The sequence below is a fragment of the Rathayibacter sp. AY1F8 genome (assembly GCF_002932165.1).
Taxonomy (GTDB): domain Bacteria; phylum Actinomycetota; class Actinomycetes; order Actinomycetales; family Microbacteriaceae; genus Rathayibacter.
Window position 1 is genome coordinate 62,379 of the sequence record NZ_PSVB01000009.1, and the last position, 21,742, is coordinate 84,120.

Below are 21,742 nucleotides of genomic sequence, written 5' to 3' on the forward strand. Positions count from 1 at the left end.
TCCCGGGCGAGGTCCTGCCCGTGGGAGAGGTCTCAGACCGCGCAGCCCGCGAAGAGCACGTCGTCCGAGGAGACCAGGTCCTCCAGGGTCAGCAGGCGGTCGAGGTCGTGGCCGGCGGCCAGGGCGTTGGCGCGCTCCGGTGCGGTCTGGGGGGCGAGGCGCCCCTCCATGACCCCGCCGAGGGCGCGGACGGCGCAGGCGGCGACCACTCCCTCCGGGGTGCCGCCGATGCCGAGGACGAGGTCGACGCGGCCCGCGGGATCGGCCGCCTCGATCGCGACCGACACGTCGCCCTCGCCGCGCAGCTCGAGCGCGACCCCGGCCGCGCGCAGAGCCTTGATGAGCCCGGAGTGACGCGGCTTGTCGAGCACGACGACGACCAGCTCCGCGACGGGCTTCCCGAGCGCCGCCGCCAGCCGTGCGGCGTTCTCGGCGGGAGGGAGGTCGAGCGAGACGGCGCCCCGGCCCGCTCCGGAGCAGACCAGCTTGTTCATGTAGAAGACGTCACGCGGGTCGAACAGCGTGCCTCGCGGGGCCAGCGCGATCACGCTCACCGAGCCGGGGAGCCCCTCCGCCGTGAGCCGGGTCCCGTCGAGCGGATCGACCGCCACGTCGCAGGAGAGAGCGGAGGCGCGGCCGAGGCGCTCGCCGTTCGCGAGCATCGGGGCCTCGTCCTTCTCGCCCTCGCCTATCACGACGACGCCGTCGAACGGAGCGTCGGCCAGCACGGCGCGCATCGCCGCGACCGACGCCTCGTCCGCCGCGACCTTGTCGCCGCGCCCGTACCAGCCGCGCGCCGCCTCGGCCGCCGCGCGCACGGCTGCGGCCACCGCCTCCTGCAGCTCGGCCGGGTAGGCGGGCGACGCGATCAGCCGCAGGCCGCTCATGCGCGCGCGGGCTGAGCGGTCGCGGTGCGGACCAGCCGCTCCAGGGTGCGCAGGCCGTCGGAGGAGAGCACCGACTCCAGGTGCCCCTGCACCGACGCGACGTGCTCGCCGCGCAGGGCGTTGACCACTCCCGTCTCCGGGTCGACCGACACCTCGAGCCCCAGCCGGGGCGTGCGCGCGACGCCGGGGGCGACGGAGGAGAAGGTGTTGTAGAAGCCGATCGCGGCGTCCTCGCCGAACACGTCCACCGCCAGGCGCACGCCCTGGCGGGGCGCGGGCAGCGGCTCGACCGGGAGGCCCGCCAGCAGTGAGAGCATCTGGTGGCTGAGGCAGACGGCGAGCATCGGCCGCTCCGCCTCGAGGCGGGTGGTCATCAGCGAGCGCAGGTGTGCGATCCGCGGCTCGGACTCGTCGCGGGGGTCGCCCGGGCCGGGGCCGAAGACGACGAGGTCGTCGCTCAGCACGTCGGCGACCTCCGACCAGCGCTCGACCCGGGCGTCCATCCCGAGGTGGCGCAGCTGGTGGGCGAGCATCGTCGTGAACTGGTCCTCGTTGTCGACGATCAGAGCGGTGTGCCCGGCGAGGCCGGCGATGTGCTCGGGCGCCTGGGGCCGGAGCCAGAACGAGGCGAGCCGCTCGTTGCGCGCCTCGAGCGCCTCCTGCACGCCCGGCTGCGCGTTCAGGTCGATGGCCGGCGGCACCTCGCGGTGCGGCAGCAGGCCGAGGGCGGAGAGGACGCCCGACGCCTTCGCCCGCGTCTCGGCGACCTCGCCCTCGGGGGTGGAATGGCGCACGAGCGTCGCGCCGGCCGGCACGGTGAGGCGGCCGTCCGCGCGGAGGTAGGCGGTGCGGATGAGGATGGGGGCGTCGACCGTGTAGCCGTGCTCCTCCGGCTCGAAGAGGGCGAGCACGCCGGAGTAGTAGCCGCGCGGCTCCTTCTCGTACTCGGCGATCACGGCGCACGCGTTCTCCATCGGCGAGCCGGTGACCGTGGGCGCGAACATCGTCAGCCGCAGGACCTCGCGCACGTCGAGTCCGGTGCGGCCCTCGAGCAGGTACTCGGTGTGGCTGAGCCGCGACATCTGCTTGAGGAACGGCCCGAGGATGCGGCCGCCGTCCGGGCAGACCGCGCTCATCATCTTCATCTCCTCGTCCACGACCATGAAGAGCTCCTCGCTCTCCTTGACGTCGGCGAGGAACGCGAGCACCTCCTCCCCGGTGGGTCCGGCCGCGGGGTGGCGGAAGGTGCCGCTGATCGGGTTCATCATCGCGACGCCGTCGCGCACCGAGACGTGGCGCTCGGGGGTCGCGCCGACGGCGGTGACCGTCTGCGCGCCGTCGACGCCGGGGGTGTGGATCGCGAAGGTCCAGTACGCGCCGGACTCGTCGGTGAGCAGGCGGCGGAACCAGGCCAGGACCGCCTCGACGGGCGGCGCGTCGGTCTGCGCGACGAAGGCGCGGTTGATGACGAAATTGGCGCCCTCGCCGCGGCCGATCTCGTCCTCGATCACCCGGCGGACGATGTCGGCGTACTCGTCGTCCGGCACGTCGAAGCCGCGCTCCTCGACCGGGATCTCCCGCCCGGGCAGGAGCCGCAGCACCTCCGCCAGGGGGACGCTCTCGCGCTCGCGCACCACGAGGTTGCGCAGCGGGGCTCCGTCGTCCTTCGCCGCGAAGCCGCGCTCGCGCACCTGCCGGTAGGGCACGAGGGTCAGCACGTCGTCGCCGTCGAGCGGGATGTCGGCCAGGCCCTCGACGTCGAGCACGTCGCCCGTGAACACGTCGACGGCGTCGCGGCCCTGGCGGAGGACCACCGCGAACGGCAGCGTCCCGTCGGAGGCGAGGATGCGGGAGAGGAGCGAGGTCATCGTGGTCCTTGAATCGGGTCGTGCCCCACCCGGGCCCTGACATGCAGAACGACCGCCCGGAGGAGGCGGTCGCGTGCGAGGGGTCTGCGCGTCGGTCCGCCTAGGAGGCGGGCCACCAGGGGCTTCGGATCGACGTGCGCACGCGGCGAGTCTAGGGGAGAGCCGGGCGGCGGCCAAGCGGTGTCAGGCGGCCGGCCGCTCGGTCGGCTCGCCCCGCAGGGTCCGGAGCAGGAGGGTCGCGCCGGCCGTCGCGGCGGGGGTGGCGACGACCGCGCCCCCGGGGACGAGGAACGCCAGGTAGACGGCGATGCCGAAGCCGAGCGAGACCGCGCGGTGCTCGCCGAGGAGGCGGCGGCGGTCGCGGAGGGAGAGCCCCCGGGCGTCGCCCGCGAACCCGGTCAGCTCGAGCGCGAGGGCCCTCCCGCCGACCAGGGCGCCGGCGACGAGGCCGACGATCGAGCCGACCAGCGGCACCAGGCCCAGCAGCACCAGGACCACGCCGATCCCGAGGGAGGTGGCGACCAGCACGGCGGAGTCGCGGAGGCCGCGGCCGACCCCCTGCCAGAAGGTGCTCTCGCGCTCGTCGGGCACGCCGCCGAGGTCGTCCTCGACCCGCCGCCAGATCCGCTCGTAGAAGGGGTCGCCGACCAGCAGGGTCACCGCGGCGAAGAGGACCACGCCGAGGGCGAGCGCGGCGCCGACCACCGCGATCGAGAGCACCAGGCGGACGGTGGCGGCCGTGCCCTCGTCCCAGCCGCCGGCGAACGGGGTGAGCGCGGTCACCGCGTCTTGCACCCGCGTGAGCACCAGGACCAGCACGCCGACGAAGACCAGACCGACGATCAGGGGCGGGATCGCGCCGAGGAGCATCGCCCGCGGCGAGCGGACCCAGGTGCGGAAGCCGCGGAGGAAGAGCCGGGCACCGAGGCCGAGATCGCGGAGGACGCTCATCCCCCGATCCTCGCAGGTGGGTCCGGGTCGGGGGTCCGGCAGAACGCCCGACTGCACGGGACGTGGAACCTCAGACCCGCTCGAACGGAGCGAGCAGCCCCGCCATCGCCTTCGTCCGCGGCGCGGCGTACTCGTCGCGCCGCGAGGTGCTGACGCCCATCGCGACGAGCCCCTCCACCAGGCGCACCGCCGAGGCGACGCCGTCGATCACGGGCACGCCCAGCTCCCGTGAGAGGTCGCGGCACAGGTCGGCCATGCCCGCGCAGCCCAGCACGATCGAGTCGGACCCGTCGACGGCCAGCGCTTCGGCGCACTCCGCCAGGATCGCGCGGCGGGCGTCGGAGCGGGGGTCGTCGAGTTCGAGCACGGGGATGTCGCAGGCGCGCACCTGACGGCAGGCGTCGCTGAACCCGGCGCGGCGGGCGATGTCCCAGGCGCGGCCGCTCGTGCGCGAGAGCGTGGTGACCACGCTGAAGCCCCGGCCGACGAGCGCGGCCATGTGCATGGCGGCCTCGGCGATCCCCACGACCGGGCCGCTCGCGATCTCGCGCGCGGCGTCGACGCCCGGGTCGCCGAAGCACGCGATGACCGCGCCGTCGCAGCCGGCCGCCTCCGCCCGGGCGATCTCGTGCAGGACGCCGGGCACGGCGAGCGCCTCGTCGTAGTGGCTCTCGATCGACGCCGGACCCATCGGCGGGGTGACGGCCGTGATCTCGGTGCCGAGCGAGGCGACGGAGCGGGCGGCCCGGCCGATCGCCGCGGTCATCGCAGTGCTGGTGTTCGGGTTGACGACGGTGATGCGCATGGTGGTTCCTCGGTTCGGGTGCCGGGAGGGGGAGGGACCCGCCCGGCCGCCGGTCCGCGGGATGCGGAGCGGCCGGAGCGGATCCCTCCTCCGTGCCGGCCGGATCAGACGGTCGAGCCGTCGCTGACGTGCTCGAGGTCCTCGTCGAGGCGCCCGATCCGCGGCGCGCGCCGCTCGAGCACGGCCATCGCGACGAATCCGAGCCCGCAGCCGAGGAACCAGCTGTAGTCGCCGAGCCAGGTGAACTCCGCGCCTCCCGCCTCCGCGATCCAGCGCGGCACGAGCACCGAGGCGACGGAGGGGACTCCGCCGATCACGGTCGCCCAGACGGCGTTGGGGTTGAAGCCGCGCGAGAACCAGTAGCGGCCCTTCTCGCTCATCGTGTAGAGGTCGTCCACCCAGACGCGCTGGCGGCTGATCAGGTAGTAGCCCGCGATGAGGACGCCGAACAGCGGTCCGATCAGCGCGCCGAGGATGCCGAGCGTGTAGTGGATGGCGGTGTCGTTCGAGTACCAGTTCCACGGGGTGAGCAGCACCGAGCCGACGGCGGCGATCATGCCGCCCATCCGCCAGCTGATCTTCTTCGGGTTGACGTTCGAGAAGTCGAACGCGGGGGAGATGAAGTTGGCGACGATGTTGATGCCGATCGTCGCGATGACGAAGGTGAGCCCGCCGAGGAGCACGGCGAACCAGGTGTCGATCCGCTCGACGGTCTCGATCGGGTCGGTGATCAGCTCGCCGAAGACCGGCACGGTCGCCGAGGCGGTGATCACGGTGAGGAGGGAGAAGAAGAGGAAGTTGATCGGGAGGCCGAGCAGGTTGCCGCGCTTCACGGCGCCGTAGCTGCGGGCGTACCGGGAGAAGTCGCCGAAGTTGAGCATCGGGCCCGAGAAGTAGGAGACGACCAGGGCGACGGCCGAGATCATCACCGGCACCGCGGCGGCGAGGTCGAGCGGCTCGCCGGAGCCGAGGGTGAGCGAGATGTTCTCCCAGCCCGCCTGCGACACCAGGTAGACGGCCAGCACGAGCATCACCACGTAGACCGCCGGTCCCGCCCAGTCGATGAAGCGGCGGATCGACTCCATGCCCCGCCAGAACAGCGCGGCCTGCGCGACCCAGAGGATCGCGTAGGAGAGGTAGCCCAGGGCCGAGAGGCCGAGGAACGACGCCTCGGGCGTGTTCAGGGCGGCCATGCCCGGGAAGAACTTGAGGAAGACGATGTTCAGCGACTGCGCCGCCAGGTAGGTCTGCACGCCGTACCAGGCGATCGCGATCAGTCCGCGGATGATCGCCGGGATGTTCGCGCCGCGGATGCCGAAGATCGCCCGGTTGATGACGGGGTAGGGCACGCCGGTGACCTGGCTGGGCTTGGCGACGAGGTTGCAGAAGACCTGCACGATCACGATGCCCACCACCAGGGCGACGAGCACCTGCCAGCCGGCCAGGCCCAGCGCGAAGAGCGAGCCCGCGGTCACGTACCCGCCGACGCTGTGCACGTCCGACATCCAGAACGCGAAGATGTTGTAGCTCGACCAGCGCTGCTTCCGGAGCGGGGCGAGGTCCTCGTTGGAGAGGCGGTCGTCGTAGCCGGCGCTCGCCGCGGCGGCGGGATCCGGATCGACGGGAGGAGCGGTGACTCGGGGTGCGGTGACGCGGTCGGACATGGGTGGATCCACCTCTCGGGCGGTCGTGCGCAGAGCGGCACGGAGCGGATGTGTCAGGGTGGTCGGGACGTCCGGCCGAGGAGGCGGGGCGTCGCGGAGAGCGTTCCGAGTGAAGTGATCACTTCACGCGGGCCACGCTACGAGTCGGGAGGCCGCCGCTCGTTTCGGCTCCGTTACGGCTGTGTGACGATCCGCGAGAGGGGACGGGCCATGCCCTCCGACGACACCGCGCCCGACGAGGCGGCCGCCCGGGCGATCGCGGACGGGGCCGGACTCGGCGCCCGGCTGCGGGAGCTGCGGCTCTCGGCGGGCCTGTCGCTGAAGGCACTCGCCGGACGACTCGGCATCTCCGTGAGCGCCGTCTCGCAGATCGAGCGCGGAGCCATGCAGCCCTCGGTCGGCCGGCTGATCGCCCTCGTGGACGCGCTGGGGGTCCCGCTGTCCGCCGTGTTCGACCAGGGCGCGTCGGCGCCGGTCGAGACCGCGGTCGTCCGGGCGCGCGAGTCGGCGCCCGTGGCGCTCGAGGGCGGAGTGCTGTTCCGCCGTCTGGCGCCGCGTCCGCTGGACGCCGTCGACTTCTTCGAGTCGACCTACCCGCCGGGCTCGACCTCGACGGCGCACCGGCAGCTGCTCCGCCACGACGGGTTCGAGATGGGGACGGTGACGCTCGGAGAGCTGACGGTCGAGTTCGAGGACGAGTCGGTCGTCCTCGGGCCGGGCGACGCCATCACGTTCCCGTGCGAGCGGCCGCACCGCATGGTCAACACGGGCTCGACCACGGCGATCGCGACCTGGCTGATCGTCCACCGCTGACACCGCGCCGGTGCTTCGTGCCGGACCCCTGGCGGCACCACCTGCGTATGGGATCCTGGTCCTCGCTCCTCCACAACGGGCGGACGACCGTCTCCTGTCCACACCCCGGTCGGGATCGGGGCGCGGCGGGCCCTCGGTGTCGGTACCGCCTGGTGGGCTGGTCTCCTCGACCGAGGGGTGCGGAACGTGGAGGAGCGGATGGACGGCAGGAACGACGAGGGGTGCCCGCGCTGGTGTACGGGTGAGCACGACGAGCTGGTCGCAGTGGCGGAGCGGCTGCACCGCTCCGCGGCGAGCTCGCTCCCGGTGGTGCTCTGGGCGCGTGGAGACGGGGCCGCGGGCGCGACGGTGCACGTCTCCCTGTGCCGCCCGGGGGAGTCGGGGGAGGACAGGCTCCGCCTGGAGGCCGACGGGCTCGGCGAGGTCGACCTCGATCTCAGCTCGGGGTCGCGGCTGGCCGGCGCGGTGCTCCGGCTACTCGGCGCCTCGTGAGGTGCGCGGCGGGTCGGGCGGTAGGAGGTCCGTCAGCTCGATCTCGAGCGCCTCGCAGAGCGCGAGGAGGGTGTGCAGCGTGGGGTTCGCGGGCGAGCCGGGCTTCGACTCGCCCTTCTCGAACTTCTGGTAGGTGTAGCCCGCGAGCCCGGCCGCGTGGGCGATCCGCTCCTGGCTGGCGCCCTTGGCGATGCGGGCCCGGTGCATGTTGGTGCCGAGCTCGCGGGCGTAGGTCGCCCAGTCGCGCTCGGGAGTGGGTGTCGACATGCCCGCCAGCTTCGGAGAAGTTCGGCCGCGGGTCAGCCATACACGGATGGGAAATTCTCGGTGGTCATACCCGGGTGACCACCGGCGGCGCCTCCGGAGCCCCGAGGGCCCCGCGACGGCAGCGCCTAGTATGGCCGGGTGCCAGTGAACCCCGAACTCGTCGGGCGCGTCTTCGCGCCCACGGAGCCCTATCAGGTGGGGCGCGAGAAGGTGCGCGAGTTCGCCCGCGCCGTCTCCGCGACCTCCCCCCTGCACCACGACGTCGAGGCCGCCCGCGCCGCCGGGCACCCCGACCTCGTCGCTCCGCCCACCTTCGCCGTCGTCGTGCAGGAGTTCACGCTCCAGCAGCTGCTCGCCGAGCCCGACGGCGGGATCGACTTCAGCCGCGTCGTGCACGGAGACCAGCGCTTCGTGCTGTCCCGTCCGGTCGTCGCCGGCGACGAGCTGACCGCGACCCTCTCGGTCGCCGCCATCAAGAAGCTCGGCGCCCACTCGATGGTCACCACCGAGTCCCGCATGGTCGACGCGAGCGGCGAGCACGTCGTCACCGCGATCTCGACCCTCGTGGTCAGGGGAGACGAATGAGCACCGCACTGCCCGCTCTCGCCGAGCTGAGCGTCGGCCAGGTCGTCGCCGAGAGCCGCTTCCCGATCGACCGCGGCACCCTGGTGCGTTACGCGGGCGCCTCGGGCGACTTCAACCCCATCCACTACCGCGACGACGTCGCCGCCGAGGTCGGCCTGCCCGGCGTGCTCGCGCACGGCATGCTCACGATGGGCACCGCGGTGCAGGTCGTCGTCGACTGGGTCGGCGACCCCGGACGCGTGGTCGACTACCAGGTGCGCTTCACCCGCCCCGTCGTGGTGGACCCGCGCGACGGCGCCGCCATCGACGTGGTCGCCAGGATCGGTGCTGTGAACGCCGAGGAGGGCTGGGTCCGCGTCGACCTCGCCGTCTCGGTCGAGGGCCAGTCCGTCCTCGGCAAGGCCCAGGCACGGGTCCGACTCGCGTGACCTCCGCGCCGCTGCTCTCCGCCCTGACCACCCTCCGCGTCGGCGGACCCGCCGAGCGCCTCGTCGAGCCCGCCACCGAGGCGGAGCTGGTCGAGACGCTCGTCGGCCTGTGGTCGGACGACGAGCCGTGGCTGCTGCTCGGCGGCGGCTCCAACCTCCTCGTGGGCGACGACGGGGTCGAGGGCACGGTCGTGCGCGTGCGCACCACCGGCGTCGAGCGGCTCCCCTCCGACGAGCCGGGGCTCGTGCTCCTGCGGGTCCAGGCGGGCGAGTCGTGGGACGGCCTCGTCGCGACGACCGTGGAGCGCGGCTGGGCGGGCCTCGAGGCTCTCAGCGGCATCCCCGGCACGGTCGGTGCGTCGCCGGTGCAGAACATCGGCGCCTACGGCCAGGAGCTCTCGGACACGCTGGTCGCGGTCGACTTCCTCGACGAGGGCGCCCGCGAGCCCGTCCGGCTGACGGCGGAGGAGCTGCAGTTCGCCTACCGCACCTCCGTGATCAAGCAGGGCCGCCGGGGCGCGGTGCTGGCCGTCGAGTTCGCGCTCGAGGAGGTCGGCGCCGAGGGCGACGGCACTCCCGTCGCCTACGGTCAGCTGGCGTCGGCGCTCGGAGTCGCGCTCGGCGACCGCGTGCCGCTCGCGCGGGTGCGCGAGACCGTGCTGGCGCTGCGTGCGGGCAAGGGCATGGTCCTCGATCCGGAGGACCCGGACACCGCGAGCGCCGGCTCCTTCTTCACCAACCCCCTCGTCACGAGCGCGTTCGCCGACTCCCTGCCGCCCGAGGCGCCGCGCTGGCCGGTCGAGCCGACGGCGGAGGCGCCCGTCATCACCCCGCTCGCCGCGGTCGAGGCCGGAGCGCCCGTCGGGCTGCCCGTGCCTCCCCGCGCCGACGGCCTGGTGAAGCTCAGCGCCGCGTGGCTGATCGAGCACGCCGGCGTCTCGCGCGGTTTCGCCCTGCCCGGCTCGCGGGCCGCCGTGTCGAGCAAGCACACCCTCGCCCTGACCAACCGCGGAGGAGCGACGGCCGAGCAGGTCGCCGAGCTCGCCCGGTACGTCCAGGGCCGCGTCCTGGCGGAGTTCGGCGTGCTGCTGCACCCCGAGCCCGTCGTGGTCGGCACCGCGGTCTGAGTCCGCGCGGTCTGCGCGCGCAGGCCCCGCGCTCCCGGGGACGCGCGCCCTCCGGCCGCGGCCTCCTCCGGCTCAGCTGTCGCGGCGGATCCAGCGGAAGCCGAAGCGGCAGGCGACGAGCCCCACGACGAGCCAGATACCGAGCACCAGCGCGACGCCGCCGAGGTCCCACGACCCGTTCACCTCCGCCTCCTCGAATCCGCTCGGCAGGAACACGGCGCGCATGCCCTGCGCGATCCACTTGAGCGGGAAGACGCTCGCCGTGTTCTGCAGCCAGTCCGGCAGCGTCGTGAACGACAGGTACGACCCCGAGATGAACTGCAGCACGAGCAGCGGCGGCACGATCACGGCGGTCGCGCTCTTGCCCGAGCGGGGCAGCGCGGAGACGGCGATGCCGAGGATGGCCGACGTCGCGACTCCTGCCAGGTAGACCCAGGCGAAGGTCGCCCAGCGCCCGCTGTCGGTGGGCAGCTCGACCGAGAACACCGTCGCCGCGACGAGGAGCAGCAGGGCCGTCTGCGCGAGGCTCGTCACGAGCACCTGGCCGAACTTGCCGATGAAGTAGCTGAAGACCGGCAGCGGTGCCCCCGCGAGGCGCTTGAGCGTGCCGTCGCCGCGCTCGACCGCGATGTCGACGCCCAGGTTCTGGACGCCCGAGAGCAGGATCCCGGCCGCGGCGAGGCCCGGCACGTAGTACTCGGCCATCGGGATGCCCGGGTCCTGCGGGTTCGCCTGCATCACCGCGGTGTCGCCGAACGCGACCGAGAAGATCGTCAGGAGCAGCACCGGGAAGAGGAAGGTGAAGAACACCTGGTCCGGAGCGCGGAAGTACGAGCGGATCTCGTAGCGGGCGCGAGCGAGTCCGAGGCGGACGGTGCGTCCCGGGCCAGTGGAGAGGGTGCGGGGGCGGGTGGCGACGGCGGTCACGCGGGCTCTCCGATCAGGTCGACCGCGTCGCGGTCCTCGCGGATGAGGTCGAGGTAGATGTCCTCGAGGCTGGGGCGGACGACCTCGAGCGCCGTCGGCTCACCGATCCGGGAGTGCAGCTCGGCGACGGTCCGGGCGGGCTCGGTGGTGCGCAGCCGGTGCAGCACGCCGTCCTCGCGCCACTGCACGATCGGGACGCGCGCCTCGTCCCCTCCGATCGCGCTCATCGGGCCGATGGCCAGGAGCCGCCCGCCGGAGATCACGGCGGCGCGGTCGCCGAGGCGGGCGGCCTCGTCGAGGTAGTGGGTGGTGAGCAGGATGGTCGTGCCCTCGCTCTTGAGCAGAGCGATCAGGTCCCAGAAGGAGTGGCGGGCCTCGGGGTCGAAGCCCGTGGTGGGCTCGTCGAGGAACACCAGCTCGGGGCGGCCGATGATGCCGAGGGCGACGTCGACGCGGCGGCGCTGGCCGCCCGAGAGGCGCCCGATGCGCGAGCGGGCCTTGGACGTCAGCCCGACGGCCTCGATGGTCTCGTCGACGTCGCGAGGTCGCGGATAGAGGCTGGCGAAGTGCGCGATCTGCTCGCGGACCGTCGCGTTGCCGGACTCGCCGCTGGACTGCAGGACGATCCCCAGACGCGCCTTCCACGCCAGGTCGCCGTGGCGCGGGTCGACCCCGAGCACCGACACCTCGCCGCCGGAGCGGTCGCGGTAGCCCTCGAGGATCTCGATGGTCGTCGACTTCCCGGCGCCGTTGGGGCCGAGGAGCGCGAAGGTCTCGCCCCGGTGGATGTCGAAGGAGACTCCCGCGACCGCCGGAGCGCCCCCGTAGTCCTTCCGCAGGTCGCGGACTCGGACGGCGTGGTCTTCGCTCATCGTCACAGCGTGCCCTGTCGCACCCCTCCGGCGACAGTGATCCCCGATTTCCGCCTCCCTCTTGCCCTCCCCGCCCCGAGATGCCAGGCACCCCTCACCTGTCGGACAGGCGCGTCGCAGTACCCGCCGGTCACCGTGAGGCACGGTCGAGCGGCGACCGGCGATCCGCGTGTCGGCGGATCGTCGTCCGCGCTGCGCATCCCGCTCTCTGCGACGCACCTCGTCGTCGAGCCGGCCGCGGCCTATCGACGACGCAGGAGGAGAGGGGCTAGACGTTGCCGAAGAGCCGCTGCAAGCGGCGCACGCCCTCGAGGAGCGCGTCGTCGCCGAGGGCGTAGGACAGGCGGAGGTAGCCGCTCGGTCCGAAGGCCTCCCCGGGGACGGTGGCGACCTCGGCCTGCTCGAGGATGAGGTCGGCGAGCTCGAGGGAGGTCGTCGGGGTGGTGCCGTTCCACTCGCGGTTCAGCAGCCCGTTCACGTCGGGGTAGACGTAGAACGCGCCGCCGGGGGTGGGGCACTCGATCCCGTCGATCGCGTTCAGCTCGGCGACGATGGTGCGGCGGCGGCGGTCGAAGGCCAGGCGCATCTCCTCGGCCGGCTCCTGCGGGCCGGTGAGGGCGGCGATCGCGGCGCGCTGCGAGATGTTCGAGACGTTGCTCGAGAGGTGCGACTGCAGGTTCGAGGCGCCCTTGATCGCGTCGGCCGGGCCGACCATCCATCCGACGCGCCAGCCGGTCATCGCGTAGGTCTTCGCGACGCCGTTGACGAGGATCGTCCGGTCGCGCAGGGCCGGCACCGCCTCGACGATCGAGGTCGCGTGCTCGAGCGGGCTCGCGTCGTCCTGGTCGCCGGTGGAGTAGACGAGGTTCTGGTAGATCTCATCGGCGATGATCCAGAGGCCGTGCTCCTCGGCCCACTCGCCGATCTTGCGGGTCTGCTCGGCCGAGTAGACGGCGCCGGTGGGATTGGAGGGGGAGACGAACAGGAGCACCTTGGTGCGCTCGGTGCGCGCGGCCTCCAGCTGCTCGACGGTGACCAGGTAGCCCTGGTCGGCGCCCGCGAACACGTCCACCTGAACGCCGCCGGCGAGCTTGATCGCCTCGGGGTAGGTGGTCCAGTACGGGGTCGGCACCAGCACCTCGTCGCCGTCGTCGAGGAGGGTCTGGAAGGCCTGGTAGACGGCCTGCTTGCCGCCGTTGGTGACCACGACCTGCGAGGGGTCGACGGCCCATCCGGAGTCGCGCGCCGTCTTCTCAGCTATGGCAGCGCGGAGGTCGGGGAGGCCCGCCGCGGGGGTGTAGCGGTAGTTCCTCGGGTCGAGCACGGCGGCCGAGGCGGCCTCGACGATGTGCTCGGGAGTGAGGAAGTCGGGCTCGCCGGCGGCGTAGGACACGACCGGGCGGCCCTGAGCCTGGAGGGCCTTCGCCTTGGCGTCGACCTTCAGAGTGGCGGACTCGGCGATGGCGGCGATGCGGGCGGAGATGCGCGTGGTGGAGGACACGACGGCCAGCGTATCCTGCGCGCGCACGGGGCTCCGAGGCCCCCCGCCGCTCGGCTGGACACGCCCTGCGGGTCCACGTACACTCGTCCGAGGTAGTCGATCTCTGCCCTCATCCACAGCGCCCGCGAGGGTCGCGGCGGTGGGGCGGCGGGTCGGTCTCCTCCTCGGATGCTCGCAACGGCATCCATAGGGCGGTGGCTCAATTGGTAGAGCAGCGGTCTCCAAAACCGCAGGTTGCAGGTTCGAGCCCTGTCCGCCCTGCACATCGATGCCCGTCGCACGCGGTCCCCGCGACGCTGCGGTCATCGGTCCAGGGCCGCCCATGACGGGCGGTCGGCCACACCGGAGGTTCCGGTGCGGGAAAGGTGCGTGCAGGTGGCCGGGAAAGCAGTCGACGAGCCGAGCGAGGACGTCGTCGCGATCGCCAATCAGCAGCGAGCCGCGCGGCGCAACCCGTTCGCGCGCATCGCCCTCTTCATCCGGCAGGTCATCGCCGAGCTGAAGAAGGTCGTGACGCCCACCCGCAAGGAGCTGGGCAACTACGTCGTGGTCGTGCTGATCTTCGTCGTCATCATGATGGCGCTGGTGTCCTTCCTCGACTGGGTGTTCGCCCTGGCCGTGACGTACGTGTTCGGCACACCCGCCGCCTGACCCGAGAGCATCTGGGCCGCGCGAGCGGAGGGTGCCGGCGACAGCGGGACGCGCCCCGAGGGGCGCGACCGATCGATCGAGAGAGAGTTGTGACGAGTGTCTGACAGAAACCGCGACGACGTCGACTGGGCGACGGCTGCCGAGCAGTCGTCGGAGGTCGAGGAGGAGCAGGAGGGCGACGTCCAGTCGCAGGCTGAGGACGCCGTCGAGCCCGCCGAGCAGGGTGCGCTGAGCATCATCGACGAGAACGAGTCCGAGGACGACCTCGCCTCCGACCTCGAGGCAGCGCTGGACGCCATCGGCTCCGTCGACGACCCCGAGGCCGACTCCGCGGTCGACGAGGCCGCGCACATCGACACCGTCGAGGAGGCCGAAGCGGCCCTCGAGGCCGTCGAGGACGAGGCCGAGGTCGCCGCCGAGGACGCCGAGGCCGCCGGTGAGGACCTCGCCGACATCGACCCGTACGAGGCCTTCCGCACCGAGCTGCGCGGCAAGCCGGGCAAGTGGTACGTCATCCACTCCTACGCCGGCTTCGAGAAGCGCGTGAAGTCCAACATCGAGAACCGCAAGGTCTCGCTCGAGGCCGAGGACTACATCTTCGAGGTCCAGGTCCCGATGGAGGACGTGGTCGAGATCAAGAACGGCCAGCGCAAGATGGTCACCCGCGTGCGCATCCCCGGCTACGTGCTGGTGCGCATGGACCTCAACGAGGACTCGTGGTCGGTCGTCCGCCACACGCCGGGCGTCACCGGCTTCGTGGGCAACGCCCACAACCCGACCCCGCTGCGCTTCGAGGAGGCCTTCACGATGCTGAAGAGCCTCGTCGAGATCAAGGACGTCGCCCCCTCGAAGACCTCCGGCGCCAAGGGCCAGAAGCAGGCCCAGCGCGTGCTGCCCGCCGAGGTCGACTTCGAGATCGGCGAGACCATCACCATCAAGGAGGGCTCGTTCGCGGGTCTTCCCGGCTCGATCAGCGAGATCAAGCCCGAGAGCGGCAAGCTCACCGTGCTCGTCTCGCTCTTCGAGCGCGAGACCCCGGTCGAGCTGTCGTTCGACCAGGTCACCAAGCTCTGACGCGTCGCCTCCGCGCCGCGTGAACGCCCCCTCCGCACGTCGGAGGGGGCGTTCGCCGTTCCGGGCGGCGCCCCCTCCGGCACCGCCCCACGCGCCCCCGGGCGTCGGCCCCTCCTCCGCCCTGTCGGGGGTGGCCCCGCTCGTGTAAGCTCGTACGGGTTTTCGTGTCGGCGCCCGCCCCTGTGCGCGCCGGACGACCCTCCTCCACCGCGATCCGGCACCGTCGGATGCGCGGGAGAGCGGCCGGGAGCCCCCGACCGCTCGAACCCTGAGAAAAGGAATCAGAATGGCCCCCAAGAAGAAGGTCACCGGCCTGATCAAGCTCCAGATCAAGGCCGGCGCGGCCAACCCCGCGCCCCCGATCGGTCCGGCGCTCGGTCAGCACGGCGTCAACATCATGGAGTTCTGCAAGGCGTACAACGCGCAGACCGAGTCGCAGCGCGGCAACGTCATCCCCGTCGAGATCACCGTCTACGAGGACCGCTCGTTCACCTTCGTGCTGAAGACCCCACCCGCGGCGGAGCTCATCAAGAAGGCCGCCGGCGTCGCCAAGGGCTCCTCGACCCCGCACACCGTGAAGGTCGCGAAGCTCACCCAGGCGCAGGTCCGCGAGATCGCCGAGGCGAAGCAGGTCGACCTGAACGCCAACGACATCGACGCCGCCGCGAAGATCATCGCCGGCACCGCCCGCTCGATGGGCATCACGGTCGAGTAGCGCGACGCGCTGCTCGACGGCGGGAGCGACGCGCCCACCGGCGCGGACCCACCGCGGAAGCCTCGAGAACCCGACGGCGGCCCCTCAGCGGGGTCGCACGCCCGGTCCGGAAACGCCTCCGCACGACCTCTCCGCCTCCCGCGAGCAGCAGTCACGGCCGCGATCGCGGCACCACCAGAACTCCATCACCCCCGTGGGAGAGCCCGCCAGGCTCTAGAACCACATTCTCGTTTCAAGGAGAAACAACATGGCACAGAAGTCGAAGGCCTACCGGGCCGCCGCGGCCAAGCTCGAAGAGGGCAAGTTCTACACGGCCGACGAGGCCGTCGCGCTCGCCCGCGAGACCGGTTCCGCCAAGTTCAACAGCACCGTCGAGGTCGCCCTCAAGCTCGGTGTCGACCCCCGCAAGGCCGACCAGATGGTCCGCGGCACGGTCATCCTGCCCCACGGCACGGGCAAGACCGCCCGCGTCATCGTGTTCGCGACCGGTCCGGCCGCCGAGGCCGCGCTGGCCGCCGGTGCCGACGAGGTCGGCGGCGCCGAGCTCATCGAGAAGGTCGCGGGCGGGTACACCTCGTTCGACTCCGCCGTCTCGACCCCGGAGCTCATGGGCCAGGTCGGCCGTCTCGGAAAGGTGCTCGGCCCCCGCGGCCTCATGCCCAACCCGAAGACCGGCACCGTGACCCCGGACGTGGCGAAGGCCGTGACCGAGATCAAGGGCGGAAAGATCGAGTTCCGCGTCGACAAGCACGCCAACGTGCACCTCGTCGTGGGCAAGGCCGCGTTCACCGAGGAGCAGCTCCAGGAGAACTTCAAGACCGCGCTCGACGAGATCCTCCGCCTCAAGCCGTCCTCCTCGAAGGGCCGCTACATCCAGAAGGCCGCCGTCTCGACGACCTTCGGCCCCGGCATCCCGCTGGACGTCAACGTCCTGGCCTGAGCCGAGCACGCACTGACGTGAGGAGGGGGTCCGCTTCGGCGGGCCCCCTCCTTCGTCGTCCCGGCATACTGGACCGGTGATCCGCCGCTCCGCTCCGTCGCGCCTCCCGTGACCGTCCGCCGGGCGTCCCCCGCCGACGCCGACGCCCTGGCCGAGCTGGCCGCCGCGACCTTCCCACTGGCCTGCCCGCCGCACACCACCGCGGAGGCGAAGGCCGAATTCGTGCGCACCGTGCTCTCGGTCGAGCGCTTCCGCGACCACCTCGCCGATCCGCTCCGCTCGCTCCTGGTCGACGACGACTCCGGCGCGCTGACCGGCTACGCGATGCTCGTGCGCGGGGAGCCCGCCGACGCCGACGTCGTCGCGGCGATCCGGCTGCGTCCGACCGTCGAGCTCAGCAAGTTCTACCTCCTGCCCGGCCGGCACGGCTCCGGAGCGGCGGCCGCGCTGATGGCCGCGACCCTCGAGGAGGCGCGGGCACACGGTGCCGCGGGCGTCTGGCTCGGCGTCAACGAGGAGAACGCGCGTGCTCAGCGGTTCTACTCCAAGCACGGCTTCGCGGTCGTCGGCCGCAAGCGCTTCCTCGTCGGCGACCGCTGGGAGGACGACTTCGTCCTCGAGCGCTCTCTCGCCTGACCCTCCCCGCGAGACGCCACCCGGGTACGCGACCCGCTCCGCGCGGCGTATCCGAGTGGCCTCTCGCCGAGGTCAGCCCTCGGAGACGGTGAGGACGATCTTGCCGCGGGTGTGGCCCGTCTCGAGCTGCTCGTGCGCCTCGCAGGCGCGGGCGAGGGGGAAGATGCCGTCGATGAAGACGCGGACGTCGCCCGACTCGAGAAGGCGCGAGACCACGCCGAGGGTCGCCCCGTCGGGAGCGACGCGGTAGGTGGAGGCGCGCACGCCCGCAGCGGCCGCCTCCTCGAAGAACCCGGGCCAGCTCCCGGTGGGCGCGTTCACGATCAGGCCCCCGGGGCGGAGGACCCTCAGCGAGCGCGAGCCCGTGTCGTCGTGGACGTTGCCGACCAGATCGATGACCACGTCGACGCCGGACAGCAGCTCGTCGAAGCGCTCGGCGGTGTGGTCGATCACCTGCGCGGCGCCGAGCTCGTGCAGCCACTGGAGGTTGCGGGTCGAGCCGGTCGCGATCACCGAGGCGCCGAAGTAGGCGGCGAACTGCACCGCGAAGTGGCCGACTCCGCCCGACCCGGCGTGGATGAGGATCCGCTGGCCCTCGTGCGCCTTGGCGAGCTCGACGACCATGCCCCAGGCGGTGAGCGCCGCGAGCGGGACGCCGGCCGCTTCGACGTGCGAGAGCGTCGACGGCTTCCGCGCGATGGAGACGCTCGGCACGCTGACGTACTCCGCGTAGGAGCCCGAGTAGCGCGGCACCATGACGAAGCCGTAGACCTCGTCGCCCGGCCGCAGCGGATGCGCCGGGTAGGGGCTCGAGACGACGACGCCCGAGAAGTCGTGGCCGAGGACCGCCGGGTAGGAGGCGATCTGCGAGGCGACCCCCTGGCCCGCGCGCGTCTTCGCGTCGAGCGGGTTCACGCCGGCCGCGACCACCTTCACGGTGAACTCGGCGTTGATGGCGGAGGGTGTCGGCACGGTCGCCAGGTGCAGGGCGGAGGCGTCGCCCGGCGCGTCGATCACCGCCGCCGTCATCGTGTCGGGGAGGACGACCTCCTCCGGGATCTCGCCGATCGCGAGGCCGTGCCCGAGCGCGCTGGTGTGCATCGTCGCCTTTCCTGTCGCTGAGGCGTGCGGGTGGAGCGTGCCGAGGACGTCGCCCCCGATCCCCGCATCCGACGCCGCGACCAGTCAATCGAGGCAATGAGTCGGCGCTGTTACGGGGGTGTCACCCTCGGGAGAAGATTGGCGCGCGGAGCCGCGGGCGCCCGGTCTGGCACGATGAGGGGATGCGACGCCGACGTACCCTGCTGGTCGGCGGTGCCCTCCTTGTCCTGGCCGGGCTCGTGGTCCTCCTGGCCGCCCGGATCAGCATCGGCACCAGCCGCTGGGTCTACGTCAGCGAGATGGGCGCGCCGGACCTGCCGACGGCGGGCGCCTTCGAGGCCGCCCTTCTGCTCGTGGCGGCCGGCGGTGCGCTGATCGCCGCGGGCGCCTGGCCCGTGCGCGCCCGCCTGCTGCCCGCCCTCCGCCCGGCGGGCGCCATCCTCCTGGCGGCCGCCTGCTTCGCGCTCGCCTCGCAGGTGACCTGCACGGCGGGCTGCCCGCTGCCGGTCGGGCCGGCCTTCCGCTGGCAGGACCTCATCCACACCTCGGCCGCCGTGCTGGGCTTCGGGGCCGCCTGCGCCGCGATGCTCCAGCTGGCGACCGTGCGGGGGCGCCCTGCGGTCGCGCGGCTCTCGCTCGCCGCCGGGATCTCGGTGGCGGTCGTCGCCGGGACGGGTGGGATCCTGTCGCTCCTGCGCGTGTGGCTGCGGCTCGGCGGCACGCTCGAGTTCGTGGCGACGGCGATCGCAGTGCTCTGGCTCGCGTTCGTCGGCCTGGTGCTCGCGCTCGAGGACCTCAGCGCCGAGCGAGCCAGCCGCGGACGTGCCCGCGGATCCGGTCCTGCTGAGCGGCGAAGCCCTCGTCCCGCGACGGCACCCGCTCGCAGTCCGCATCCGGAAGAGCCCTAGCCCACGCCTCCGCGACCTCGACCGGGTGCACGGGGTCGCGCTCGGCCGCGATCACCAGGGTGCGCGCGATGACCTCGCCCAGCTCTCCGGAGTCGCGGTAGGCGGCGTTCCGCGGGATCTGGGCGAGCCGGACGGCGCGCTCGGCCGCGCGCGGGGAGCGGAACTGCAGCGTCAGCGCCTCCGCCGACGCGGGGGACACCTCGGCGGCGCGCGCGAACAGGCCCGAGGCGCGGAACATCCGCTCGCCGCGCTTCGCGCCGTGGTCGTGCAGCAGCTGCGCGATGACGGGGAACACGGTGAGGTTCTCGGGCAGCGGCTCGGCGGTGAAGGCGGGACGCACGAAGACGGCGCGGTCGATCGGCAGCACGCGTCGGACGGCGAGGCGCAGGGCGATCGCCGCGCCCATCGAGATGCCGAGCACCGTGAGCGGCTTGTGCGCGGCTCCGGAGCGCACGATCTCCTCCGTCACCTCGTCGGCGAGCGCCTCGAGGGCGAAGTCGCCGGGCGCGCCGAGCAGTTCGGAGGCGCCGTGGGCGCGGACGTCCGGAGCGATGACCTCGCTGCCGGCGGGGAGGGCGGAGCGCAGCAGCCCCAGCGGCTGGGAGCGGTCGCCGCCCAGGCCGTGCAGGAGGAGGACCGTCACCGGGCGCGCGTCCGCTCGTGCAGCTCGGCCATCAGCATCCCCGCCAGCCGCACGAGGATGTGGATCTCGTCCTCGTCGCGGTCGACCCAGCGGGAGTTCGGCTCGCCCTCGATCGGCACGAAGTCGCGGTGCTGCTCCCAGACGACGAGCGTGCGCTCGGCGCCGAGGACGTACTGCTGCCAGAAGACCTGCCGCAGGTAGTGGCGCGGGATGCTCCGCCACGGCTTCGTCGTGGTCTTGATCTCGCAGAGCTCGAGCCGGCCGTCCTCGCGGAGGCCGATGCCGTCGGGCGTGGCGAGGTGCCGCCGCTCCTGGCTCGCGTGGAAGAGGGTGCTGCTGGGCTCGATCGCGTGCTCGCTCCGCACCCAGGCGGCGATCTCGGGCTCGCGGGCGCGGCCGTGGTCGGTGAAGGCGTTGCCGCCGAAGCCGGTGCCGTAGAGCTTGTCGAGCGCTGCCTTGCCGATCGCGGCGGGGGAGGAGAGGCGGGCGACGTCGGTCGCCGTGATGCCGCGCGAGCGGGCGCGGAGCCAGGCGACGCGGTCCGAGGAGTCGGCGACGACCCTCCGGAGGTGCGGGGGCTCGGCGTCCGTGAAGACGGGCTGCGTCTCCCAGGGGAAGGAGAGCTGCAGGTCGGGCACCGATTCATTCTCTGCCCCCTGCGGCGCCCGGTCGAATCGGCACGCCGACCCGCGCCCTCTCACCGGGGCGCGACGGCCCGCGCCGGCGGCTCAGGCGTCGAGGAAGGCGTCGACGTGCGCGGGGGAGAGGAGGTGGCGCCGGACCATCAGGGCGGCACCGCGGACGCCTCCGCCCTGGGCCGCGGCCTGCACGATGTCGAGCGCGCGGGTCGCCAGGGGGAGGGAGCGGCGGTAGACGACCTCGCGGACCCCGGCGAGGACCTCGTGGCTGGCCTGGGCGATGCTGCCGCCGACGACGATGACGGACGGATTCAGGAGGTTCACGCAGGTGGCGAGCACCTCGCCGATGTCGCGGCCGGCGGCGCGCGTGAGCTCGACGGTGGTGGGGTCCCCGCCGGTCAGCAGGGTGACGACGTCGGAGGTGCTGGCGGCGTCGATCCCGGACTCGGTCAGCCGGCGGGCGATCGCCGAGCCGCTCGCGATCGCCTCGAGGTCGGCCTCGCCGCGGTCGCCGGGGACCTGCACGTGGCCCAGGTCGCCCGCGGCTCCGAGGGCTCCGCGCTGCAGGGCGCCGCCGCTGACGATCCCGGCTCCGATGCCGGTGGAGACCTTCACGTAGAGGAGGTCGTCCACGTCGGCGTAGTGGTCGGCGTGCTCGCCGAGCGCCAGCAGGTTCACGTCGTTGTCGACGAGGACGGGTACGGGGAGGCGGCGGCCGACGAACTCCGGGATGTCGAAGCGGTCCCAGCCGGGCATGATCGGCGGCTTCACCGGGCGGCCCGTCGCGTGCTCGACGGGTCCGGGGACGCCGACGCCGACTCCCGCGAGCGGGCCGGCCGCCGGAGTCCGGCCGAGCAGGGCCGCGGCGACGTCGAGGGCGTGGCCGAGGACGGCGAGGGGGCCGTCGGCGATGGCGATGCTCTCGCGGCGGCGGGCGAGGACCGTGCCGTCGAGGTCGGTCAGGGCGACGACGGCGTGCGCGGCGCCCAGGTCGACGGCGAGGAGGCTGCGCGCCCGGGGGTCGAAGGCCACGCGGGCGGCGGGACGGCCGCCGGAGGAGGGGGCGTCGTCCTGTCGGGCGACCAGGCCGGAGGCGGTGAGGACGTCGAGCTGGGCGGAGACGGCCGCGCGCGGCAGGCCCGTCTCGGCGACCACGTCGGCCCGCGTCCGGGGCGCCCCGTCGGCCAGCAGGAGCAGCAGCTCGCCGACCGCGCTGACGGTGATGCGGCGGCGCGGGGACATGGCCAGA

General features: G+C 73.0%; 24 protein-coding genes and 1 tRNA gene. 12 read left to right on the forward strand and 13 right to left on the reverse strand.

The genetic code is table 11. The features are described from left to right. Positions 1-32 precede the first annotated feature (32 nt). From C5C35_RS08755 to C5C35_RS08775, 5 genes are all read right to left on the reverse strand, one after another. Positions 33-887, reverse strand: coding sequence for a fructose-bisphosphatase class II family protein (locus C5C35_RS08755; RefSeq protein WP_104262965.1), 855 nt, complete (start codon positions 885-887; stop codon positions 33-35). Further along, on the reverse strand, positions 884-2,755 hold the full coding sequence (locus tag C5C35_RS08760) for an anthranilate synthase family protein (RefSeq protein ID WP_104262966.1): 1,872 nt from the start codon (positions 2,753-2,755) through the stop codon (positions 884-886). Before C5C35_RS08760 ends, C5C35_RS08755 begins: the two co-directional genes overlap by 4 nt. A gap of 183 nt (positions 2,756-2,938) precedes the next feature. Then, positions 2,939-3,706: an EI24 domain-containing protein gene (locus C5C35_RS08765; RefSeq protein ID WP_104260448.1), complete on the reverse strand. Its 768-nt coding sequence runs from the start codon at positions 3,704-3,706 to the stop codon at positions 2,939-2,941. Between the two features lie 70 nt (positions 3,707-3,776). Then, on the reverse strand, positions 3,777-4,511 hold the full coding sequence (locus tag C5C35_RS08770) for an aspartate/glutamate racemase family protein (protein ID WP_104262967.1): 735 nt from the start codon (positions 4,509-4,511) through the stop codon (positions 3,777-3,779). Between the two features lie 104 nt (positions 4,512-4,615). Beyond that, positions 4,616-6,175, reverse strand: coding sequence for an NCS1 family nucleobase:cation symporter-1 (locus C5C35_RS08775; RefSeq protein WP_104227042.1), 1,560 nt, complete (start codon positions 6,173-6,175; stop codon positions 4,616-4,618). Positions 6,176-6,385: 210 nt separating this feature from the next. Between C5C35_RS08775 and C5C35_RS08780 the strand changes: the two genes are divergently transcribed. Next, positions 6,386-6,988 carry a helix-turn-helix domain-containing protein gene (locus tag C5C35_RS08780; protein WP_104227043.1) on the forward strand — a complete coding sequence of 201 codons (603 nt, stop codon included), beginning with the start codon at positions 6,386-6,388 and terminating at the stop codon, positions 6,986-6,988. A gap of 198 nt (positions 6,989-7,186) precedes the next feature. Further along, entirely contained in the window at positions 7,187-7,480 is a 294-nt protein-coding gene (locus tag C5C35_RS08785) for a DUF6907 domain-containing protein (protein ID WP_104262968.1), read from the forward strand. On the opposite strand, the gene C5C35_RS08790 is transcribed toward C5C35_RS08785, so the two are convergent. After that, positions 7,463-7,747, reverse strand: coding sequence for a helix-turn-helix domain-containing protein (locus C5C35_RS08790; RefSeq protein WP_104223625.1), 285 nt, complete (start codon positions 7,745-7,747; stop codon positions 7,463-7,465). The two genes, C5C35_RS08785 and C5C35_RS08790, sit on opposite strands and share 18 nt — an antisense overlap. Positions 7,748-7,885: 138 nt before the next feature. On the opposite strand from C5C35_RS08790, the gene C5C35_RS08795 reads away from it, so the two are divergent. The 3 genes from C5C35_RS08795 to C5C35_RS08805 are packed head-to-tail and all read left to right on the forward strand — an operon-like array spanning position 7,886 to position 9,887. Next, positions 7,886-8,332: a MaoC family dehydratase N-terminal domain-containing protein gene (locus C5C35_RS08795; RefSeq protein ID WP_104227045.1), complete on the forward strand. Its 447-nt coding sequence runs from the start codon at positions 7,886-7,888 to the stop codon at positions 8,330-8,332. Continuing rightward, positions 8,329-8,760, forward strand: coding sequence for a MaoC/PaaZ C-terminal domain-containing protein (locus tag C5C35_RS08800; protein WP_104238284.1), 432 nt, complete (start codon positions 8,329-8,331; stop codon positions 8,758-8,760). Before C5C35_RS08795 ends, C5C35_RS08800 begins: the two co-directional genes overlap by 4 nt. Beyond that, positions 8,757-9,887, forward strand: coding sequence for a UDP-N-acetylmuramate dehydrogenase (locus C5C35_RS08805; RefSeq protein ID WP_104260446.1), 1,131 nt, complete (start codon positions 8,757-8,759; stop codon positions 9,885-9,887). Before C5C35_RS08800 ends, C5C35_RS08805 begins: the two co-directional genes overlap by 4 nt. Before the next feature lie 72 nt (positions 9,888-9,959). On the opposite strand, the gene C5C35_RS08810 is transcribed toward C5C35_RS08805, so the two are convergent. The 3 genes from C5C35_RS08810 to C5C35_RS08820 all read right to left on the reverse strand — a co-directional run bounded on the left by C5C35_RS08810 (position 9,960) and on the right by C5C35_RS08820 (position 13,196). Next, positions 9,960-10,814: an ABC transporter permease gene (locus tag C5C35_RS08810; RefSeq protein ID WP_104223629.1), complete on the reverse strand. Its 855-nt coding sequence runs from the start codon at positions 10,812-10,814 to the stop codon at positions 9,960-9,962. After that, positions 10,811-11,686, reverse strand: coding sequence for an ABC transporter ATP-binding protein (locus C5C35_RS08815; protein WP_104254889.1), 876 nt, complete (start codon positions 11,684-11,686; stop codon positions 10,811-10,813). Before C5C35_RS08815 ends, C5C35_RS08810 begins: the two co-directional genes overlap by 4 nt. Before the next feature lie 268 nt (positions 11,687-11,954). Next, on the reverse strand, positions 11,955-13,196 hold the full coding sequence (locus C5C35_RS08820) for a pyridoxal phosphate-dependent aminotransferase (protein WP_374953118.1): 1,242 nt from the start codon (positions 13,194-13,196) through the stop codon (positions 11,955-11,957). Between the two features lie 179 nt (positions 13,197-13,375). Between C5C35_RS08820 and C5C35_RS08825 the strand changes: the two genes are divergently transcribed. The 6 genes from C5C35_RS08825 (at position 13,376) to C5C35_RS08850 (ending at position 17,203) form a co-directional block, all read left to right on the forward strand. Then, positions 13,376-13,448, forward strand: a tRNA-Trp gene (locus tag C5C35_RS08825). A 114-nt stretch (positions 13,449-13,562) separates the two neighbouring features. Continuing rightward, positions 13,563-13,838: a preprotein translocase subunit SecE gene (secE, locus tag C5C35_RS08830; RefSeq protein WP_068208793.1), complete on the forward strand. Its 276-nt coding sequence runs from the start codon at positions 13,563-13,565 to the stop codon at positions 13,836-13,838. Positions 13,839-13,934: 96 nt separating this feature from the next. After that, complete coding sequence (nusG, locus tag C5C35_RS08835; protein WP_104234235.1) at positions 13,935-14,912, forward strand: transcription termination/antitermination protein NusG; 978 nt, start codon at positions 13,935-13,937, stop codon at positions 14,910-14,912. Positions 14,913-15,198: 286 nt separating this feature from the next. Further along, positions 15,199-15,627 (forward strand): 50S ribosomal protein L11, encoded by a 429-nt coding sequence (rplK, locus tag C5C35_RS08840; protein ID WP_104223632.1) that lies wholly within the window; start codon positions 15,199-15,201, stop codon positions 15,625-15,627. 247 nt (positions 15,628-15,874) lie between these two features. Beyond that, entirely contained in the window at positions 15,875-16,567 is a 693-nt protein-coding gene (rplA, locus tag C5C35_RS08845) for a 50S ribosomal protein L1 (RefSeq protein WP_104223633.1), read from the forward strand. 108 nt (positions 16,568-16,675) lie between these two features. After that, positions 16,676-17,203, forward strand: coding sequence for a GNAT family N-acetyltransferase (locus tag C5C35_RS08850; protein WP_104262969.1), 528 nt, complete (start codon positions 16,676-16,678; stop codon positions 17,201-17,203). 72 nt (positions 17,204-17,275) lie between these two features. Here C5C35_RS08850 and C5C35_RS08855 read toward each other — a convergent pair whose 3' ends face one another. Continuing rightward, a complete protein-coding gene (locus C5C35_RS08855) occupies positions 17,276-18,304 on the reverse strand; it encodes an NADP-dependent oxidoreductase (protein WP_374952914.1) in 1,029 nt (342 codons plus the stop codon). 182 nt (positions 18,305-18,486) lie between these two features. Between C5C35_RS08855 and C5C35_RS08860 the strand changes: the two genes are divergently transcribed. Continuing rightward, a complete protein-coding gene (locus C5C35_RS08860; RefSeq protein WP_104223635.1) occupies positions 18,487-19,212 on the forward strand; it encodes a DUF998 domain-containing protein in 726 nt (241 codons plus the stop codon). Here the strand turns inward: C5C35_RS08860 and C5C35_RS08865 are convergent. The 3 genes from C5C35_RS08865 to C5C35_RS08875 all read right to left on the reverse strand — a co-directional run bounded on the left by C5C35_RS08865 (position 19,100) and on the right by C5C35_RS08875 (position 21,735). Next, a complete protein-coding gene (locus C5C35_RS08865) occupies positions 19,100-19,855 on the reverse strand; it encodes an alpha/beta fold hydrolase (protein WP_181074521.1) in 756 nt (251 codons plus the stop codon). The genes C5C35_RS08860 and C5C35_RS08865 overlap by 113 nt on opposite strands. After that, positions 19,852-20,484 (reverse strand): YqaJ viral recombinase family protein, encoded by a 633-nt coding sequence (locus C5C35_RS08870; protein WP_104223661.1) that lies wholly within the window; start codon positions 20,482-20,484, stop codon positions 19,852-19,854. The genes C5C35_RS08865 and C5C35_RS08870 overlap by 4 nt, the downstream gene beginning before the upstream one ends. A 99-nt stretch (positions 20,485-20,583) precedes the next feature. Then, positions 20,584-21,735, reverse strand: coding sequence for an ROK family transcriptional regulator (locus C5C35_RS08875; protein ID WP_104223637.1), 1,152 nt, complete (start codon positions 21,733-21,735; stop codon positions 20,584-20,586). Positions 21,736-21,742 lie beyond the last annotated feature (7 nt).

Excerpts from the sequence above, each read along its gene's own strand:
- C5C35_RS08860 (WP_104223635.1), top strand. The coding sequence starts at position 18,487 with ATGCGACGCCGACGTACCCTGCTGGTCGGCGGTGCCCTCCTTGTCCTG.
- C5C35_RS08790 (WP_104223625.1), bottom strand. The coding sequence starts at position 7,747 with ATGTCGACACCCACTCCCGAGCGCGACTGGGCGACCTACGCCCGCGAG.
- C5C35_RS08875 (WP_104223637.1), bottom strand. The coding sequence starts at position 21,735 with ATGTCCCCGCGCCGCCGCATCACCGTCAGCGCGGTCGGCGAGCTGCTG.
- C5C35_RS08765 (WP_104260448.1), bottom strand. The coding sequence starts at position 3,706 with ATGAGCGTCCTCCGCGATCTCGGCCTCGGTGCCCGGCTCTTCCTCCGC.
- C5C35_RS08755 (WP_104262965.1), bottom strand. The coding sequence starts at position 887 with ATGAGCGGCCTGCGGCTGATCGCGTCGCCCGCCTACCCGGCCGAGCTG.
- C5C35_RS08760 (WP_104262966.1), bottom strand. The coding sequence starts at position 2,755 with ATGACCTCGCTCCTCTCCCGCATCCTCGCCTCCGACGGGACGCTGCCG.
- C5C35_RS08775 (WP_104227042.1), bottom strand. The coding sequence starts at position 6,175 with ATGTCCGACCGCGTCACCGCACCCCGAGTCACCGCTCCTCCCGTCGAT.
- C5C35_RS08770 (WP_104262967.1), bottom strand. The coding sequence starts at position 4,511 with ATGCGCATCACCGTCGTCAACCCGAACACCAGCACTGCGATGACCGCG.
- C5C35_RS08855 (WP_374952914.1), bottom strand. The coding sequence starts at position 18,304 with ATGCACACCAGCGCGCTCGGGCACGGCCTCGCGATCGGCGAGATCCCG.
- C5C35_RS08780 (WP_104227043.1), top strand. The coding sequence starts at position 6,386 with ATGCCCTCCGACGACACCGCGCCCGACGAGGCGGCCGCCCGGGCGATC.
- C5C35_RS08815 (WP_104254889.1), bottom strand. The coding sequence starts at position 11,686 with ATGAGCGAAGACCACGCCGTCCGAGTCCGCGACCTGCGGAAGGACTAC.
- rplA (WP_104223633.1), top strand. The coding sequence starts at position 15,875 with ATGGCACAGAAGTCGAAGGCCTACCGGGCCGCCGCGGCCAAGCTCGAA.
- C5C35_RS08800 (WP_104238284.1), top strand. The coding sequence starts at position 8,329 with ATGAGCACCGCACTGCCCGCTCTCGCCGAGCTGAGCGTCGGCCAGGTC.
- rplK (WP_104223632.1), top strand. The coding sequence starts at position 15,199 with ATGGCCCCCAAGAAGAAGGTCACCGGCCTGATCAAGCTCCAGATCAAG.
- C5C35_RS08785 (WP_104262968.1), top strand. The coding sequence starts at position 7,187 with ATGGACGGCAGGAACGACGAGGGGTGCCCGCGCTGGTGTACGGGTGAG.